Raw genomic sequence first — 16,217 nt, 5'->3', positions numbered from 1 at the left:
AAGCGCTTGGGTGTCACGAAGCGGCACCCTGCTCGCCCAACACAATCTACAAACCCCGTGGTCGTCGAAGTACGAGTATGAGCGACGAGCCGACAGTGGAGATCTACACGAAGACCGACTGTCCGTACTGCGAGAAGGCCAAGGAGCTCTTCGACTCGAAGGGCGTCGACTACGTGACGTACAACGTCACGGGCGACAAGGAGCTGTTCGCGGAGATGAAAGAGCGCGCGAACGGCCGCGAGACCGCCCCCGAGGTGTTCATCGACGACGAACTGATCGGCGGCTGGGACGACACCAGCGAACTCGACCAGCGCGGCGAACTCGACGAACGACTCGGCATCGCCGACGGCGGGTCGGACGTCGAGGAGCACCGCAAACTCATCATCACGGGCACCGGCATCGCGGCGCTGACCGCGGGCATCTACGCCGGCCGCTCGAACAACGACCCGCTGCTGTTCGAGGGCGACGAACCCGGCGGACAACTCACGCTGACCACCGAAGTGGACAACTACCCCGGGTTCCCGGAGGGTCTCTCGGGGCCGGATCTCATCAACCGGATGAAAGAACAGGCCGAGCGCTTCGGCGCCGACATCGAACACGGGATGGTGGCGTCCGTCGACGACTCCGTGCGCCCGTTCCGGGTCGAACTGACCGACGGCACCGTCTACACCGCGGACGCCGTCATCGCGGCCTCCGGCGCCAGCGCGCGCACGCTTGGCATCCCCGGCGAGGACGAACTGATGGGCTTCGGCGTCTCGACGTGTGCGACCTGCGACGGCGCGTTCTTCAAGGGCGAGGACATGGTCGTCGTCGGAGGCGGCGACGCGGCCGCCGAGGAGGCCACGTTCCTCACGAAGTTCGCGGACACTGTCTACCTCGTCCACCGCCGCGAGGACCTCCGCGCGGAGGACTACTGGGAGGACCGCGTCCAGAAGCACGTCGACGCGGGCGACATCGAGGTGCTGTGGAACACGGAGGCGCTCGAGGTCACCGGGTCGAAGGAGGATGGCGTCGAGAGCGTCAGACTCGCCCAGCACCCCGCGGGCCACCCGACGGCCAAACTCGACGCGGAGAAGACCGAGGAGTTCTCGCTACCCGTCGGCGCGTTCTTCGTCGCCATCGGCCACACGCCGAACACGGAGTACCTCCAGGACACCGGCGTCGAGCTCGACGACGAGGGGTACATCCTGACGAAGGGCGGCGACGGCGGCCACCAGACCCACACCGACGTCGAGGGCATCTTCGGCGCGGGCGACGTCGTCGACTTCCACTACCAGCAGGCGGTCACTGCGGCCGGGATGGGCTGCAAGGCAGCTATCGACGCCGACGAGTACCTCGAAGGCGAGGCCGCGGTGGCGACCGACGAGGGCAGCGAAGCGGCGCCTGCCGACGACTGAACATCGATCCTTCGCAACGGTAGCCGCGTACCCACACCCCTTTTAGGCGGGCAGTCCTCTGTCGGCACATGAACGAGACCACGTTCACCATCGAGGACGCCGACGGCAACGCCGACGAACTCACGCTCCCCGCCGAACTCGTCGAACTGTTCAGCGAGGAGGACGACGACTCCCAGGCGCAGGTCGTCGGGGACATCGCGCTGATGGCGTTCGCCCAGCGCGCACACATGGTCGTCCACCACAACGAGGACGACCCGAGCGAGGAACTCCAGGCCATCGAGACGGCGACCCTCGACCAGTTCGAGGAGCGCTTCGGCATGACCTACGGCGAAGCGACCGGCCACCAGCACTAGTAGTAGCTGACCGTACGGTTCCCTTGTGCAGTGTTCGGACTGGGACAGCGGGTAGTGTAGCGGAACTGCCTACTGTAGCGGTCGGTGGTAGACGGCCTCTGTGACGTCGTCGTCGCCATGCGTGGTGACGACCGTTCCCGTCTGCTCGAAGCCTCGTTCTTCGTAGAACGTCCGGGCCCGCTCGTTCTCCACGAGAACACACAGCGCAACCCCAGAAACACGCGACGGCAGCGCGTCTATCGCGACACGAAGGAGCTTCGTACCGATTCCCTCGTTCCACTCGGCCGGTCGAACGTGGATTGCTCTCAACTCGGCGTCCGTCGCTCCGGCGAAGTCCCGGGTCCCCTCGGGGTTCCACACGAGTTCGGCGAGTCCCACGACCGTCTCCTCGCGGACAGCGACCAGCAAGGCGCTCTCCTCGTCCGCGACCGTCGCCCGGACGAACTCCCGGAACTCGTCGGGAACCTCCGGTCCCCAGTCGAGCGCAGACGAGGGTAGTAGCCCGGCGAACGCTTCCCGCCTGCTCCGACGCATCACCTGGTAGATGTCGTCACCGTCGGCGGGTTCGGCACGTCGGACGACAACTGCTCCGCCCATGGCGTACGAGACATCCCCCGCAAACAAGAGGATTTCCAGGGAAACGGTGCACCGCTGCCGTTACGAGCAGTCGTACCGGAGCAGTACACCGTCGTCCACGCGCTCGACGTCGGTTAGTTCCAGTTCCGGGAACTCGCCGACGAAGCCCTCGCCGTCGGCGAGTGTCGGGGCGTCCCGGCCGCCGATGATCGTCGGCGCGACGTAGACGGACAGTTCGTCCACGAGGTCGGACTCGAACAGCGAGAAGATGAGTTCGCCGCCGCCCTCGACCATGAGGCGCTCGACGCCGTGGGACTCCAGTTGCGGGAGGGCGTCGGGCAGCCAGACGCGGTTGTCGCCCGCGACGACGACGGTCGCGCCGGCCTCCTCCAGTGATTTCCGGTGGCCTCGTGGCTCCTCCTCGGCGACCAAGACGAACGTCTCGGCGGTGCCGTCGAGCACCTTCGCGTCGGGGGGCGTACGGGCGTGCGAGTCCGCGACGACTCTCGCGGGGTGGGGCGACTCGCCGCGCTCCTCGCGCTCGCGGATGCGGTCGGCGTCGTCGAGCGTGAGCGAGGGGTTGTCCGCGAGCACGGTACCGACGCCGACCATCACGGCGTCCACCTCGGCGCGGAGGGCGTCCACGCGGTCGAAGTCCTCGGGCCCGCTGATGGCGACCTGCTCGCGGCGGCGCGTGGAGAGTTTGCCGTCCGCGCTCATCGCGGCGTTCACGACGACGTGCATACCCGGGGTAGGCGGCGGGGACGGGAAACCGGTTTCGCTCCCGAGCGCGCGTTCGCGGACCTCTGCGTTCCCCGCTCGTCCGTCCGCGGCCTCCACAGTGTCGGCCGCGCGCCCGCTCGCGGGAACTCTTTTACCCCAGGATGCCTCAGTTCAACACGCATGAACATCGACGATCACGCCGAGGAGCTCGCCTCCGACCTCGGTGTAGACAAAGCGGAGGTCAAAGAGAGCCTGCAGAACCTCGTGGAGTACAGCGTCCCCGTCGAGGAGGCCAAGCGGAGCCTCCGCCGGAAGTTCGGCGACGAGGGCGAGAGCCAGTCCAGCGGCCCGTCAGCCGCGGACATCGCCGACATCGGGCCGGACAGCGGCAACGTCACCGTGACTGTGACGGTGCTAACGGCCGGCCAGCGCTCGATTCGCTACCAGGGCGACGACCACGTCATCCGGGAGGGCGAAGTCGCCGACGCGACCGGGACGATCTCCTACACGGCGTGGGAGGACTTCGGCCTCGAACCGGGCGACACCGTCACCATCGGGAACGCCAGCGTCCGCGAGTGGGAGGGCAACCCCGAGTTGAACTTCGGGGAGTCCTCGTCTGTCAGTACGGCAGACGCCATCGACATTCCGTACGACGTGGGTGGAGACCGCGACCTCGCCGACCTCCAGCCGGGCGACCGCGGCCGCAACGTGGAGGTTCGCGTCACCGAAGTCGAGACGCGCACCATCGACGGCCGGGACGGCGAGACGGAGATCCTGAGCGGCGTGCTCGGCGACGAGTCCGCCCGCCTCCCGTTCACCGACTGGAACCCCCACGACGAACTCACCGAGGGCGCCTCGGTGCGACTCGAGGACGTCTACGTCCGGGAGTTCCGGGGCGTCCCGTCGGTGAACGTCTCGGAGTTCTCGACGGTGTCGACGCTCGACCGCGACGTCGAGGTCGGCGGGCCGACCCGACTCACAATCCGGGAGGCCGTCGAGCGCGGCGGCGCCTACGACGTGGAACTCGTCGGGAACGTCATCGAGGTACGGGACGGTTCCGGGCTCATCCAGCGCTGTCCGGAGTGCGGCCGCGTCGTCCAGAAGGGCCAGTGCCGCCAGCACGGCGACGTAGACGGTGAGGACGACCTGCGCGTGAAGGCCATCCTCGACGACGGTACGGAGACCGTCACGGCCGTCCTCGACCGCGACCTCACCGAGATGGTGTACGGCGGCGGCATCGAGGACGCCCGCCAGCAGGCACGCGACGCGATGGACCAGGAGGTCGTTGCGGACACCATCGCCGAGAAACTCGTCGGCGAGGAGTACCGCGTTCGCGGCCACCTCTCGGTCGACGAGTACGGCGCAAACCTCGAGACCGTCGAGTTCGACGAGAGCGAGGACGACCCGGCGGAGCGTGCTCGTCGCTTCCTCCAGGAGGTGGGAGCATGAGCGAATCGGAGGAGATCAACCGACGCGAGGTCGCCTACCGACTGTTCGCGGCGGAGTTCGACGATGCCGACTACAGCTACGCCGAGAGCGACGAGGAGCGCGCGCCCAACTACGTCGTGACGCCGACCGGCGCGCGGGTCAATCGCCTGTTCGTCGTCGGCGTGCTCACGGAGGTCGAACAGGTCAACGAGGACGTCGTGCGCGCCCGCGTCGTCGACCCTACCGGCGCGTTCGTCGTCTACGCCGGTCAGTACCAGCCGGAGGCGCTTGCCGCCCTCGAATCGGCGGCGACGCCGTCGTTCGTCGCGGTGACGGGGAAGGCCCGCACGTTCTCGCCGGACGACTCGGACGTCGTCTACACGTCCATCCGGCCGGAGACCGTCAGCGAGGTGGACGCCGACACCCGCGACCGCTGGGTGGTCACGACCGCCGAGCGGACCGTCGACCGCGTCGCCACGGCGGCCGCAGCCTATCAGCGCGTCGAGCGCGACGACACCCTCCGTCAGGTGCTCGAAGCCGCCGGAGTCGACTACGGACTCGCCGCGGGAATCCCGCTCGCACTCGACCACTACGGCACGTCGCCGGCGTACCTCGCGGCGGTCCGCGACCTCGCCCTCGACGCCGCGCGCGTGGTCTCCGGCGACGTGGAGTCTGCGGGCGAACTGTCGCTCTCACCGGACGAGGGTGGCGAGGTGCCACTGGACTTCGCTGCGGACCTCGAGGACGTCGACGTGGCGGCGGCAGAGACCGAACCTGCCGAACCCGAGGCTGCCGAGCCTGAACCTGCGGAGGACGAACCCGCCGGGGCCGAGACTGTCGACAGCGAGACTGCCGAAACCGGGGCCAGCGAGGCCCAGGGTCCGGACGCCGAGACGGCCGACTCGTCGGTCGAAGCGACAGCAGACGAGAGTGGACCGACGGAGACGGACGCGGAAGCGGCGTCCGAATCCTCGGCCGCTGACGCGACGGCGACCGACGAGGGCACGGCCACCGAGACGGTGGCGACGGGCACGGAGTCGGACGATTCCGCGGCAGACGCCGAATCCGCGGCAGACGCCGAATCTGCGGCAGACGCCAAACCCCCAGCAGACGCCGCGTCGGGCGACGGCGAGATGTACGAACTCTCCGAGGAGGAGCGCCAGGAGGTCGAGGAGAACTACGACGTCGGTTTCTCCTCGGGCGACGAGATCCCGGAGTCCGGCGAGACAGACCTCGACAGTGCCGAACCGGAGACCGAAGCAGCACCGGACGCCGGTGCTGACACCGAGGCGGCGCCGGCCACCGACGGGGAGGGAGCAGGCGACGAAGACGACGACCTCGGTGACTTCGACGCCGAGGACGAGGCGTTCGACGAGTCCCAGGAGGACGACTCGGACGACCTCGACGACTTCACCGAGGACGCCTACGACGAGCCGTCCTCCGAGAGGGAGGACGCGGAGGCGGGGTCGATGGAACTCGACCTCGAGGACTACGTAGTCGAACTGATGGAGGAACTCGACGACGGCGACGGTGCCAACCGGGAGGAGGTCATCGCCACAGCGGCCGACGAGCGCGACGCCGACGAGGGCGAGGTCGAGGACGCCATCCAGTCGGCGCTGATGAGCGGGCGCTGCTACGAGTCCGGCGACGACCACCTGAAGGCCATCTGAGCGGATGGCGCTCGTCGAGCCAGTACCGGGCGCGCCCGCCGCCGTGGCGGACGTCGGTGAGCGCGCGGCCGACAGTGTGGAGGCCGCGGACGGGCGAACGGGGAGCGACGCGTCCAGAGAGCGTGCACTCGTGGTCGCGGACTACCACGCTGGCATCGAGCGCTCGCTCCGTCGCGAGGGCCTCGAAGTACGGAGTCGCAGCACGCAGCGCCGCGAGCGCCTGCTCCGACTCGTCGAGGAGAACCGCGTCGAGCGCGTCATCTTCCTCGGCGACCTGGGCCACGACATCGCGACACCGGTGGGCGCCGAGCACGAGGAACTCGACGCCCTGTTCGACGCGCTCACCGTCCCGGTGACCCTCGTCGTCGGGAACCACGACGGCGGCATCGGCGACGAGTTCGACGTCGAGGTGACGCCCCCGGAGGGCGCCCGCTTCGGCGACGTCGGGTTCGCACACGGCCACACGTGGCCGAGTCCCGAAGTGCTCGAAGCCGAGGCTGTCTGCGTGGGTCACGAACACCCCTCCGTCCGCCTGGAGGACGACGTCGGCGGCACACGCGTCGAGCGCGCGTGGCTCCGTGGCCCCCTCGTCGCCGCGCCGTTCGAGGAGTACCACGGCCACACCATCGACGCGCACGGCGACCTCTCGGTGTTCCCGGCGTTCAACGACCTCTCCGGCGGGACGTGGGTGAACGTCGAGGGACAGGAGTTCCTCGCGCCGTTCCTCCCCGACGGCTGTCCGAACGCGCAACTGTACCTGCTCGACGGCACGCGGCTCGGACAGTACGACCACGTGTAGTCGTTCTACTCGGGGGTCATCGAGCGCAGGCGGCGGACACTCTCTCGGTGGAACGCGAAGTCGTCGACGAGTAGTTCGACAGCCACGGTCACGTCGCGGCCCGACGCCCACGCCATCACGGGCGCGAAGTCGATCTGGCCGGTGCCGATCGGGATGTGGTCGTCGCCGCGACTGCGGGCGTCGTGGACGTGGAGGTGGCTGACAAGGTCGCCGTGCTCCGCGAGGAACGACTCGACGGCGTCCTGTCCGCCCTCTCGGAACGCGTGGCCGACGTCGAAGCAGACGCTCGCACCCACCTCCCGGACCACGTCCGGAAGTTCGTCGAGCGGGAAGCCGCCCGAGTACCCCATGTTCTCGACGACGAGTTCGACGCCGCGCTCGGCCGCTTCGTCGGCGAGCCAGCCGGCCTGCTCGACGAACGCCTCCCGGTACTGGTCGTTGGCCACCTTCGACTTCCCGTGGACGACGGCCTTCGTCGCGCCCAGCGTCTCCGCGACGTCGAGTGCGCGCTCCTGGTATGCGCGGATTCCCTCGTCGACCTCCGTGATCGTCGTGGCGAGGTGCGGGAAGTGCGGCAGGTGGACCATGCAGTCGAGGCCCGCGGCGTCCATCTGCTCGCGGCGGCGTTCGGCGTCGAGTTCGTCGACCGGGCAGTCCCGGGGGTTGAGAGCTGGTTCCACGAATTCGAAGGGGTCGGTGTCGCCTTCGACGATGCCGATGTGGGGGCCGACGGTGGTTCCGACCTTCATCGGTGGGAGTGGCGTGGCGCTCCCGGAAAGCGATTCTGTGAACGTTTCTTCACCGGCGACGCGCTTTTGGCCGCCACGCCCCTACCACGGACAGTGACTGAGACGCGGGGGATGGACGCGTTCTCGCACCTGGGTCCCGAGGTCCGCGAGGCGCTCTCCGAGCGGGGGTTCGCGACGCCCACGGAGCCACAGCGCCGCGCGATTCCGGCGCTCGCCGACGGCCGCAACGGCCTCGTCGTCGCGCCGACGGGCACCGGGAAGACGGAGACGGCGATGCTCCCGGTGTTGAACAGCATCGCCGAGCGGGGGTCGCCGGAGGGGTTCGCGGCGCTGTACGTGACGCCGCTGCGGGCGCTCAACCGCGACATGCGCGAGCGCCTCGACTGGTGGGGGGAGACGCTGGACATCGACGTCGACGTGCGCCACGGCGACACCACGCAGTACCAGCGAACGAAGCAGGCGAACGCCCCGCCGGACGTGCTGGTGACGACGCCGGAGACGCTGCAAGCGATGCTTAGCGGGGAGAAACTGCGCAACGGGCTCGCCGACGTGCGCCACGTCGTCGTCGACGAGGTCCACGAACTCGCGGGCGCGAAGCGGGGTGCACAGCTCTCCATCGGGCTGGAGCGACTCGTCGAGTTAGCGGGGAACTTCCAGCGCATCGGCCTCTCCGCGACAGTGGGCGACCCGAAGGAGGTCGGGGCGTTCCTCACCGGTGGCCGGGGCTGCGAGATAATCGAAGTGGACGTCGCCTCGAAGGTGGACTTCACGGTCCGCGAACCGGAGGTGACGCGGGCCGACGAGCGCATGGGCAACGAACTGATGACGAGCCCCGAGATGGCGAGCCACGTCCGGGAGATCCGGCGTATCGTCGAGGACCACGACTCCGTGCTCGTCTTCGTGAACACGCGCCAGACCGCCGAGGCGCTCGGCTCGCGCTTCAAGGAACTGGACGCCAACATCGGCGTCCACCACGGGTCGCTGTCGAAGGACGCCCGCATCGAGGTCGAGGACCAGTTCAAGGCCGGGGAACTCGACGGCCTGCTCTGCACGTCCTCGATGGAACTCGGCATCGACGTCGGGCGCATCGACCACGTCGTGCAGTACGCCTCGCCCCGGGAGGTCGCCCGCCTGCTCCAGCGCGTGGGGCGCGCGGGCCACCGCCGCGACGAGGTCAGCGAGGGCACCGTCATCACCGGCCACCCGGACGACACGTTCGAGGCGCTCGCGATAGCGCGACGGGCGGCCGCCGGCGAGGTGGAGACGACCCAGATCCACCACGGGAGCCTCGACACAGTGGCCAACCAGATCGTCGGTATCGCGATGGATTTCGGAGAGACGAGCGCGCGCCACGCCTACCAGATCATCACGCGGGCGTACCCGTTCGAAGACCTCGACGAGTCGACGTTCCGCGAGGTGGCCCTGGAACTCCACTCGAACCGCGTCGTCTACGTCGACGAGGAGGAGGACACCATCTCGAAGTCCGGCGGCACGTGGCAGTACTACTACGCGAACCTCTCGATGATCCCCGACGAGGAGACGTACGACGTCTACGACATGGCCGCGGGACGGCAGGTCGGGACCCTCGACGAACGGTTCGTCGTGAACTTCGTCGAACCCGGCGCGACGTTCGTCCAGCGCGGCGAGATGTGGCGCATCACGAACATCGACGAGGAGGAAGAGGAGGTCAACGTCTCGCCCATCGAGGACCCCGCGGGAGAGGTGCCGTCGTGGACCGGCCAGGAGATTCCGGTGCCATACGCGGTGGCCCAGGAGGTCGGCGAGATGCGGGCGGTGGCGGGCGACCAGTTCGCCGGCGGCGGGACCAGGGAGGGCGTGGCCCGGGAGTTCACGACCCGCTACCCGTCCGACCAGTACACCGCCGAGCAGGCACTTGACCAGGTGAGCCGGCAGGTCGAGGCCGAGACGCCGGTCCCCACCGACGACCGCATCGTCGTCGAGCAGATGGGGCGGACCATCGGCGTGAACGCCTGCTTCGGCCACGAGACCAACGAGACACTCGGCCGCCTGCTGTCGTCGCTGCTCGGCCAGCAGACGGGCTCCTCGGTGGGGCTGGACGTGGGGCCGTACCGCATCGAACTGGAGGTTCCGGCGCGAGTGAGTGCGAACCAGGTCGTCGACCTGCTCCGCGAGACGGACCCCGACCACGTCGAACCGCTGCTGGAACTCAGCCTCAAACGGTCGGACACGCTGAAGTTCACGCTCGCGCAGGTCGCCGCGAAGTTCGGCGCACTCAAGCGCTGGAAGGGCCGGGACGGCGTCGGTCTCTCCCGGTTGCTCGGCGCGCTCGAGGACACGCCAGTCTACGACGAGGCCGTCCGCGAGGTGTTCCACACGGACCTCGACGTCGAGCGCGCGAGCGCCGTCCTCGAAGCCGTCCAGTCCGGAGCGCTGGCCGTCGACATCGTCGGCGAGCGCACCGCCATCGGCACCGGCGGTCGGTCGTCCGGCCAGGAGCTACTCACCCCGCAGAACGCCGACGCGAGCGTCGTGCAGGCCATCCGGAACCGCATCGAGGACGACCGCGTGAACCTCTTCTGTACGCACTGCAAGGACTGGGAGCGCGAGACGACGGTGAGTCGCGTGAGCGACCAGCCGGAGTGTCCCCGCTGCGGGTCGACGCGCGTCGCCGCGCTGTCCCCGTGGGCCGACGAGGTGGTGACCGCGGTGCGCGCCGACGAGAAGGACGACGAACAGGAGAAGCAGACCGAGCGCGCCTACCGGAACGCGAGTATCGTCCAGAGCCACGGGAAACAGGCGGTCATCGCGCTGTCCGCGCGCGGCGTCGGCCCGCAGAACGCGGCCCGCGTCATCAACCGCCATCGCGAGGACGAGGCGGACTTCTACCGCGACATCCTCGAACGAGAGCGGGAGTACGCCCGCACGAAGGCGTTCTGGTGAGCGGTCGCCCTCAGTCGAACTGGTAGGTCATCCGCACGAATTCCTCGGTGCCGCCCTCGGGAACCTCGTACTCCGGGCCGAACAGCTCGAAGCCGACGGACTCGTAGAACGGGACGAGGCCGTCTCGACAGAGGAGCGAGACGCCGGGCGCGGACTGGAGGTCGGGGTGGTCGATGACCGCCTCCATCAGCGTCTCGCCAAGGCCGTCGTCACGGCGGTCGGCGGCGACGATCACGTCGAAGACGTTCGCGTAGTACTGGTAGTCCGTGAGCACGCGAGCGGCGGCCACCAGTTCACTGTCGTCTTCGACGCCGACGGCGACTTCGGTCTCGGCCAGCGCGTCGCGTACTTCGGGAACGGTCCTGTCGGCCCACCACTCGTACTCTCCGTAGAGGGCGGTCAGCGCTGGTGCATCCTCGGGGTCGAGGTCGCGGACGGTCGGCATCGGTTCGACTCTCGACGGCGCTGCCGAAGTCAGTTCCGCCGGTGTGTGGCGTGGTGGCAGTGGTCGCGAAACTGCGTTACCCACGGTGGTCTCGACGTCACAAGCTATTCATAGACGTGTTGCAAACAAGTGGCCATGACAGCAAGTCCCCGCTTGCGCGGACGGCAGGCGTTACTGGCCGTCGCGCTGGCTGCGATGCTGGTCACGGCAGGTTGTACAGGCATCCTCGACTCCGGCGGCGACGGTGCCGGGAGCGGCGCCCAGCTCGACAGCGTGCCCAACGACGCCGAGTTCGTCGGCTACGTCGACGCCAGTGGTATGGTGGGCGACGACTCGCTGCGCTCGCTCGCCAACACGGCACTCGAGACGCAGGCCGAGACGTCCCCGTACTACGAGGGTCCCGAGAGCGTCTCCGAGATGCTCGACGAGGCCGAAGCGGAGTCCGGCCTCTCCCCGGAGAAGTTCAACGACGTGACGTTCTTCGGTACGTCCGGTGACCAGGTGGCGACGAACGCCGAGCAGGCCGGCATGATCGTCACTACGGAGTTCTCCGCGGAGGAGCTCGTCTCCTCGATGGAGGACGAGGGCACGGAACTCACCGAGGAGACGTACGGCGACACGACGGTGTACACGTACGGCTACGAGAACCAGAACGCGCTCGCGGTGCTCGGTGACGGCACCTTCGCACTCGGCGACGTGGCCGCCGTCGAGAGCGTCGTCGACGTGCGTGCCGGCGACGCCGACGCGCTCGCCGGCGACCTCCGCAGCGCGTACGAGAACACGGACGACGGCTACGTCCGCTTCGCGATGAACGTCCCGCAGGAGGACATTCCGAGCGAGGAACTCGGCGAAGGCTCTCCGATAGACACGAGCGCGTTCAACACCGTCCGGTTCGTCTCCGGGTCGTTCTCCACGTCCGGTGACAGCGTCACCGCGAACGTCAACATGGTCAGCGAGTCCAGCGACGACGCCTCCCGTACGGCGGACCTCGTCGACGGCGCGCTCTCGCTGTACTCCGGCGTCGGGAACGAGGAGATCCGCACGACCCTCGAGAAGATCTCCGTCTCCCAGAACGGCGACACGACCACCGTCTCGTTCACCGACAGCGTCGAGAACCTCGAGGACCTCGTCGAGACGATGTACACGATGAACACTGGCGCGTCCGCGTCGGCCAGCGGGAGCGCCTCGGCGTCCAACTCGTCCGACGCATAGATGGACCTCTCGTCCCTGCTCGGCAAGGAGCTGACGTGGGGACGACACAAGCTGCTCGCACTGGTCGCTATTCTGGTCGTGCTGCCCGCGGTGTTCGCGTACGCCACCTTCGGCTTTCAGCACGTGCTCCCGACGGACGCCCCCATCGCCATCGCGCCCCAGACCGCGGCGGTGACCGACGACGATATGAACATCGCCACGGCGGCGGTGACCGTCTTCAGCGACCCGCAGCCGTTCGCGACCGAGGCGTCGGCGATGCACGCACTCGGCCGCGAACAGGTGTACGCCGTCGTCACGGTGCCGCCGAACCTCACCGACGGGTCGCTCGGGCCGGCGCAGTTCGACGTGTACGTCGACGGCAGCGTCGTGCCCTACCTGACGCCCGCGCAGGCCATCGAGAACATCGTCGCCTACGGGCTAGACGGGACACTCCCCCGGGACGTCGAGGTGACCAGACAAGTCGTCGGGACGGAGTACTCCCTGTCGTCGTACCTCGTGCCGACGTTCGTTCTCACGCTCGTCGCGCTCGTCGCACTGGCGTACCTGCCGTACACGTTCGACTCGGAGGCCGCCGTCCTCGACCGCCTGCGCGTCGAGACGTCGCTGCACGCCGTCGTCGCGAGCAAACTCGCGTTCTTCGCGGTGTTGCTGGTCGTCCCGCTCGTCGTCTTCGACCTGATGAGCGTGTACATGGACGCGGGCGTCCAGGTCCTCGGCGTCGGTACAATCGTCGTCACCGTGTTGACGTTCCTGTTGCTCGGACTGGTCGCCGCGACGGTGATGTTGCTCGTCGGCTTCGGAGCGTGGGGGCGCATCGCGAACCTGCTCGTCCTGCTGTTCGTGCTCGGGTTCTCGGGGCTGGCGTACCCAGTCGGGTTCTTCTCGCCGGCGCGCCGGTGGCTGGTCCGCCACGTCCCGACGCACTACGCGGCGATATCGACCCGGGGGTTCGTGCTGCGCGACGATCCCGTCGAACTGTACGCCGACTGGCTGCTCGGCCTCGTCGGCGCCGTCCTCGTGGCGGCGCTCGCGTTCGCCGCTGCGGTCGAACTGTACGAACGGAGGGCCTGATGCTCGAAGCACGCAACCTCAGGAAGAGCTACGACGGTACGACGGCGCTCAAAGGCGTGAGCGTCGAGTTCGCGGAGGGACTGCACTGCGTCGCGGGGCCGAACGGCTCCGGGAAGACGACGCTGATGCGGCTGTTCGCCGGGCTGACGCGCCCGGACTCGGGCACCGTGTCGAAGCCGGACTCGCTGGGGTACGCCTTCCAGGTGCCCAACGTCTACCCCGAACTGACGGTCCGGGAGAACCTCGACGTGTTCGCCTCCCTGACCGGCGCGAAGGCGTCCTGGCGACAGACGCTCGTCTCCCGGCTCCGTCTCGGCCCGGAGCGCAACCGGGCGGCCAGCGACCTCTCGGGGGGCTTCAGGAAGAAACTCGACCTCGCGCTCGCGCTCCTGAAGCGCCCCGACGCGCTCATCCTCGACGAACCGCTGGCCGACCTCGACCCGGCGACCCGTCGTCGTCTCGTCGCCGTCGCCACGGAGTACGCCGAGGACCACTGCGTCCTCGCGTGTACGCACAACCTCGCGGCGTTCCGCGACGAGTACGAGACGCTGACGGTGCTCGTCGACGGGCGCGTGCGCAGGGAGTGGAGCCGGGAGGGGCTGTCCACCGGCCCCGCGAGCGCGTACGACGGCCTGCTCGCGGAGCTACAGTCCCAGCGGGGCAACGGTTTTTAGCACTGGCCGCCCATCCTCAACCATGGTCGAGGCGACAGAGCGGGACGACATGACCTGGTACCGCTGCGAGGAGTGTGGCCTCATGTTCGACGACAGGGGCGACGCCAGTCAACACGAGCAGAACTGCGACGCAGAACCGCCCTCCTACCTCCAGTGACCCGCCGCGGTCACTCCTCGGGGAACAGTTCGTAGGAGTACTCTCCGATCTCGTCCTCCTCGAAGACGAACACGCGGCCGCGCGCCTCCTCCGGGTCCGCCTCGACTTCGATCGCGTAGCCGTCGGCGCGCACCGTCACGCCCGGGAACAGTTCCTCCGCCTCGCCCGGGTCGAGTAGCACGCGCCCGACGCCGGAGGACTCGAGGATGTCGTCGTGGGTCTTCAGGTCGTTGACGTAGACGAGGACGCCCTCCGTCTCGCTGGGGTCCGTCACGAGCACGTGGACGTCCTTGCCGGGCCGACACCTGAGTGTGCCGTGGACTTTCTCTGGGACGCCGTTGTAGAACGTCCGGCGGCCGTCCGTGTACTCCACGTAGACGCCGCCCTCGTCGAGTTCGACGCCGACGGTGCTCGGCGCGATGTCGCTGCGGGCGCTCATGCCTGCGGATTCTCGGGCCGGGAGGAAAAGCCCGCCGTTTGCCGGCCGACGCGTGTCGGCTGTTGCCCCAAGCGCCAGTCGTAAGTACGACCCGTGGCAGGTTCACACATGGACGGCCGTGCAGTCGCCCCCGCCGCCGGCACGGTGTTGAACGCGCTGGCGACCGGCGTCGGGAGCGCGTTCGCCATCGACATCGACGTGACCGCGTCGGTGTCCCTCGACCCGGACACCGACGACGTGACCGGCGAGGTCGTCGACCACCCCGGCGCGGACACCGCGCTCGTCGAGCGCTGCGTCTCACTCGTCACCGCGGAGTACGGCGACGGCGAGGGCGGCGCGGTACAGACGGAGACGGAGGTGCCGCTGGCCTCGGGGCTGAAGAGTTCGAGCGCCGCGGCGAACGCCACGGTGCTCGCGACGCTCGACGCGCTCGGTCGGGCCGAGGACGTCGCCCGCATCGACGCCGCCCGGCTCGGCGTGCGGGCCGCCCGCGAGACCGGCGTGACGGTGACGGGCGCGTTCGACGACGCGACAGCGAGCATGCTCGGTGGACTCACGATGACCGACAACGGCGTCGACGAGTTACTGTTCCGCGAGGAGGTCGACTGGAACGCCGTCGTCTGGACGCCGCCCCGGCAGTCGTTCTCCGCGGACGCCGACGTGAACCGCTGCGAGAACATCGCGCCGCTCGCCGAGCACGTCGCGGACCTCGCCGCACGCGGCCAGTACGGGACGGCCATGACGGTGAACGGGCTGGCGTTCTGCGCCGCACTCGACTTCCCGGCGACCCCGATCGTGGACGCGCTCCCACACGCACACGGGGCGTCACTGTCGGGGACCGGTCCGAGCTACGTCGCAGTCGGGGAGCGAGACGCACTCAAGGAGGTGAAATCTGTATGGAACGAGAACCCGGGGACGGTCCGGCTGACGACGACGCGGTCAGACGGGGCCCGGACGACATGAGCCTGGAGGAACTGCGCGAGGAGATCGAACAGATCGACCGCGAGATCGTCGACCTCATCGCCCGGCGCACGTACGTCGCCGAGACAATCGCAGCCGTGAAAGACGAACGCGACATGGCGACCACGGACGAGTCCCAGGAGGAGGCCGTCATGGAGCGCGCGGGCCACAACGCCGAGGCGTTCGACGTGGACCCGAACCTCGTGAAGGCGATCTTCCGGCTGCTCATCGAGTTGAACAAGGTCGAGCAGCGGGAGAGACGGTAGTCGAGTTTGGGCGTTTCAGGGCGTATACTTCCCCTGGATGCGAGGAACCTTCTTCCGGTAGTTGCGCTTTCGGTTCTAGGTCGATGAGCGAGAACACAGTTGCATAGATGCTTCGGCTACTAAATCGAGAGGGGTTATTTAGGTAGCGGACGGGATCTATGAAGTAATTCGAACCCGATTCTGTCAGGTGGTTATGCTCGCAACCAGTCGATGCATTACTAGAATCAGTATCTTGGAACGGTTCTGCCAAGGGGAGCCGATTGCCGCATTAGTCCGACACTTTACTCACGTTTGTCGCGGAACACATCGTCGTAGGCCTCATTTATCACACGGACTCCTTCTTTCGTGACGGTCATGATAGAGTGGTCTTTTATGC

General features: G+C 68.3%; 17 protein-coding genes. 12 read left to right on the top strand and 5 right to left on the bottom strand.

The features are described from left to right. The first annotated feature begins 77 nt into the window (after positions 1-77). Together LT965_RS15925 and LT965_RS15920 are read left to right on the top strand one after the other, a co-directional pair. Complete coding sequence (locus LT965_RS15925) at positions 78-1,397, top strand: FAD-dependent oxidoreductase (RefSeq protein ID WP_232701843.1); 1,320 nt, start codon at positions 78-80, stop codon at positions 1,395-1,397. A gap of 68 nt (positions 1,398-1,465) precedes the next feature. Beyond that, positions 1,466-1,750, top strand: coding sequence for a DUF7545 family protein (locus tag LT965_RS15920; protein ID WP_232701842.1), 285 nt, complete (start codon positions 1,466-1,468; stop codon positions 1,748-1,750). Positions 1,751-1,819: 69 nt separating this feature from the next. Here LT965_RS15920 and LT965_RS15915 read toward each other — a convergent pair whose 3' ends face one another. Next, positions 1,820-2,347: a GNAT family N-acetyltransferase gene (locus tag LT965_RS15915; RefSeq protein ID WP_232701841.1), complete on the bottom strand. Its 528-nt coding sequence runs from the start codon at positions 2,345-2,347 to the stop codon at positions 1,820-1,822. Between the two features lie 60 nt (positions 2,348-2,407). Then, entirely contained in the window at positions 2,408-3,070 is a 663-nt protein-coding gene (locus tag LT965_RS15910; RefSeq protein ID WP_232701840.1) for a 2,5-diamino-6-(ribosylamino)-4(3H)-pyrimidinone 5'-phosphate reductase, read from the bottom strand. 159 nt (positions 3,071-3,229) lie between these two features. On the opposite strand from LT965_RS15910, the gene LT965_RS15905 reads away from it, so the two are divergent. From LT965_RS15905 to LT965_RS15895, 3 genes are read left to right on the top strand one after another with little or no spacing between them, the layout of a single operon-like run. Next, complete coding sequence (locus LT965_RS15905; RefSeq protein WP_232701839.1) at positions 3,230-4,498, top strand: Single-stranded DNA binding protein; 1,269 nt, start codon at positions 3,230-3,232, stop codon at positions 4,496-4,498. Then, on the top strand, positions 4,495-6,147 hold the full coding sequence (locus LT965_RS15900; protein ID WP_232701838.1) for a hypothetical protein: 1,653 nt from the start codon (positions 4,495-4,497) through the stop codon (positions 6,145-6,147). The genes LT965_RS15905 and LT965_RS15900 overlap by 4 nt, the downstream gene beginning before the upstream one ends. 4 nt (positions 6,148-6,151) lie before the next feature. Continuing rightward, on the top strand, positions 6,152-6,946 hold the full coding sequence (locus LT965_RS15895) for a metallophosphoesterase (RefSeq protein WP_232701837.1): 795 nt from the start codon (positions 6,152-6,154) through the stop codon (positions 6,944-6,946). A 5-nt stretch (positions 6,947-6,951) separates the two neighbouring features. Here the strand turns inward: LT965_RS15895 and LT965_RS15890 are convergent, their stop codons facing one another. Next, a complete protein-coding gene (locus LT965_RS15890) occupies positions 6,952-7,695 on the bottom strand; it encodes a sugar phosphate isomerase/epimerase family protein (protein WP_232701836.1) in 744 nt (247 codons plus the stop codon). A 111-nt stretch (positions 7,696-7,806) separates the two neighbouring features. Here LT965_RS15890 and LT965_RS15885 point away from each other — a divergent pair, with 111 nt between their 5' ends. After that, the gene (locus tag LT965_RS15885) at positions 7,807-10,617 is read left to right on the top strand and encodes a DEAD/DEAH box helicase (RefSeq protein ID WP_232703599.1); all 2,811 of its coding nucleotides are present in this window, start codon (positions 7,807-7,809) and stop codon (positions 10,615-10,617) included. Positions 10,618-10,627: 10 nt separating this feature from the next. Here the strand turns inward: LT965_RS15885 and LT965_RS15880 are convergent, their stop codons facing one another. Then, entirely contained in the window at positions 10,628-11,062 is a 435-nt protein-coding gene (locus LT965_RS15880) for a GNAT family N-acetyltransferase (protein ID WP_232701835.1), read from the bottom strand. 135 nt (positions 11,063-11,197) lie between these two features. Between LT965_RS15880 and LT965_RS15875 the strand changes: the two genes are divergently transcribed. The 4 genes from LT965_RS15875 to LT965_RS16605 are packed head-to-tail and all read left to right on the top strand — an operon-like array spanning position 11,198 to position 14,176. Continuing rightward, positions 11,198-12,274, top strand: coding sequence for a hypothetical protein (locus tag LT965_RS15875; protein ID WP_232701834.1), 1,077 nt, complete (start codon positions 11,198-11,200; stop codon positions 12,272-12,274). After that, entirely contained in the window at positions 12,275-13,345 is a 1,071-nt protein-coding gene (locus LT965_RS15870) for an ABC transporter permease (protein WP_232701833.1), read from the top strand. After that, a complete protein-coding gene (locus tag LT965_RS15865) occupies positions 13,345-14,019 on the top strand; it encodes an ATP-binding cassette domain-containing protein (RefSeq protein ID WP_232701832.1) in 675 nt (224 codons plus the stop codon). The genes LT965_RS15870 and LT965_RS15865 overlap by 1 nt, the downstream gene beginning before the upstream one ends. Positions 14,020-14,041: 22 nt before the next feature. Continuing rightward, positions 14,042-14,176 carry a DUF7128 family protein gene (locus tag LT965_RS16605; RefSeq protein WP_269782703.1) on the top strand — a complete coding sequence of 45 codons (135 nt, stop codon included), beginning with the start codon at positions 14,042-14,044 and terminating at the stop codon, positions 14,174-14,176. Positions 14,177-14,186: 10 nt separating this feature from the next. On the opposite strand, the gene LT965_RS15860 is transcribed toward LT965_RS16605, so the two are convergent. Then, positions 14,187-14,615: a DUF5796 family protein gene (locus tag LT965_RS15860; protein WP_232701831.1), complete on the bottom strand. Its 429-nt coding sequence runs from the start codon at positions 14,613-14,615 to the stop codon at positions 14,187-14,189. A 108-nt stretch (positions 14,616-14,723) separates the two neighbouring features. On the opposite strand from LT965_RS15860, the gene LT965_RS15855 reads away from it, so the two are divergent. After that, on the top strand, positions 14,724-15,578 hold the full coding sequence (locus LT965_RS15855) for a shikimate kinase (protein ID WP_232701830.1): 855 nt from the start codon (positions 14,724-14,726) through the stop codon (positions 15,576-15,578). Beyond that, positions 15,512-15,841: a chorismate mutase gene (locus LT965_RS15850; protein ID WP_349292036.1), complete on the top strand. Its 330-nt coding sequence runs from the start codon at positions 15,512-15,514 to the stop codon at positions 15,839-15,841. Before LT965_RS15855 ends, LT965_RS15850 begins: the two co-directional genes overlap by 67 nt. Positions 15,842-16,217 lie beyond the last annotated feature (376 nt).

The organism is Halobacterium wangiae (assembly GCF_021249345.1).
Classification (GTDB): Archaea; Halobacteriota; Halobacteria; order Halobacteriales; family Halobacteriaceae; genus Halobacterium; species Halobacterium wangiae.
The sequence above is the reverse complement of the archived record's forward strand: the minus strand, read 5'-3'. Positions and strand labels throughout refer to the sequence as shown.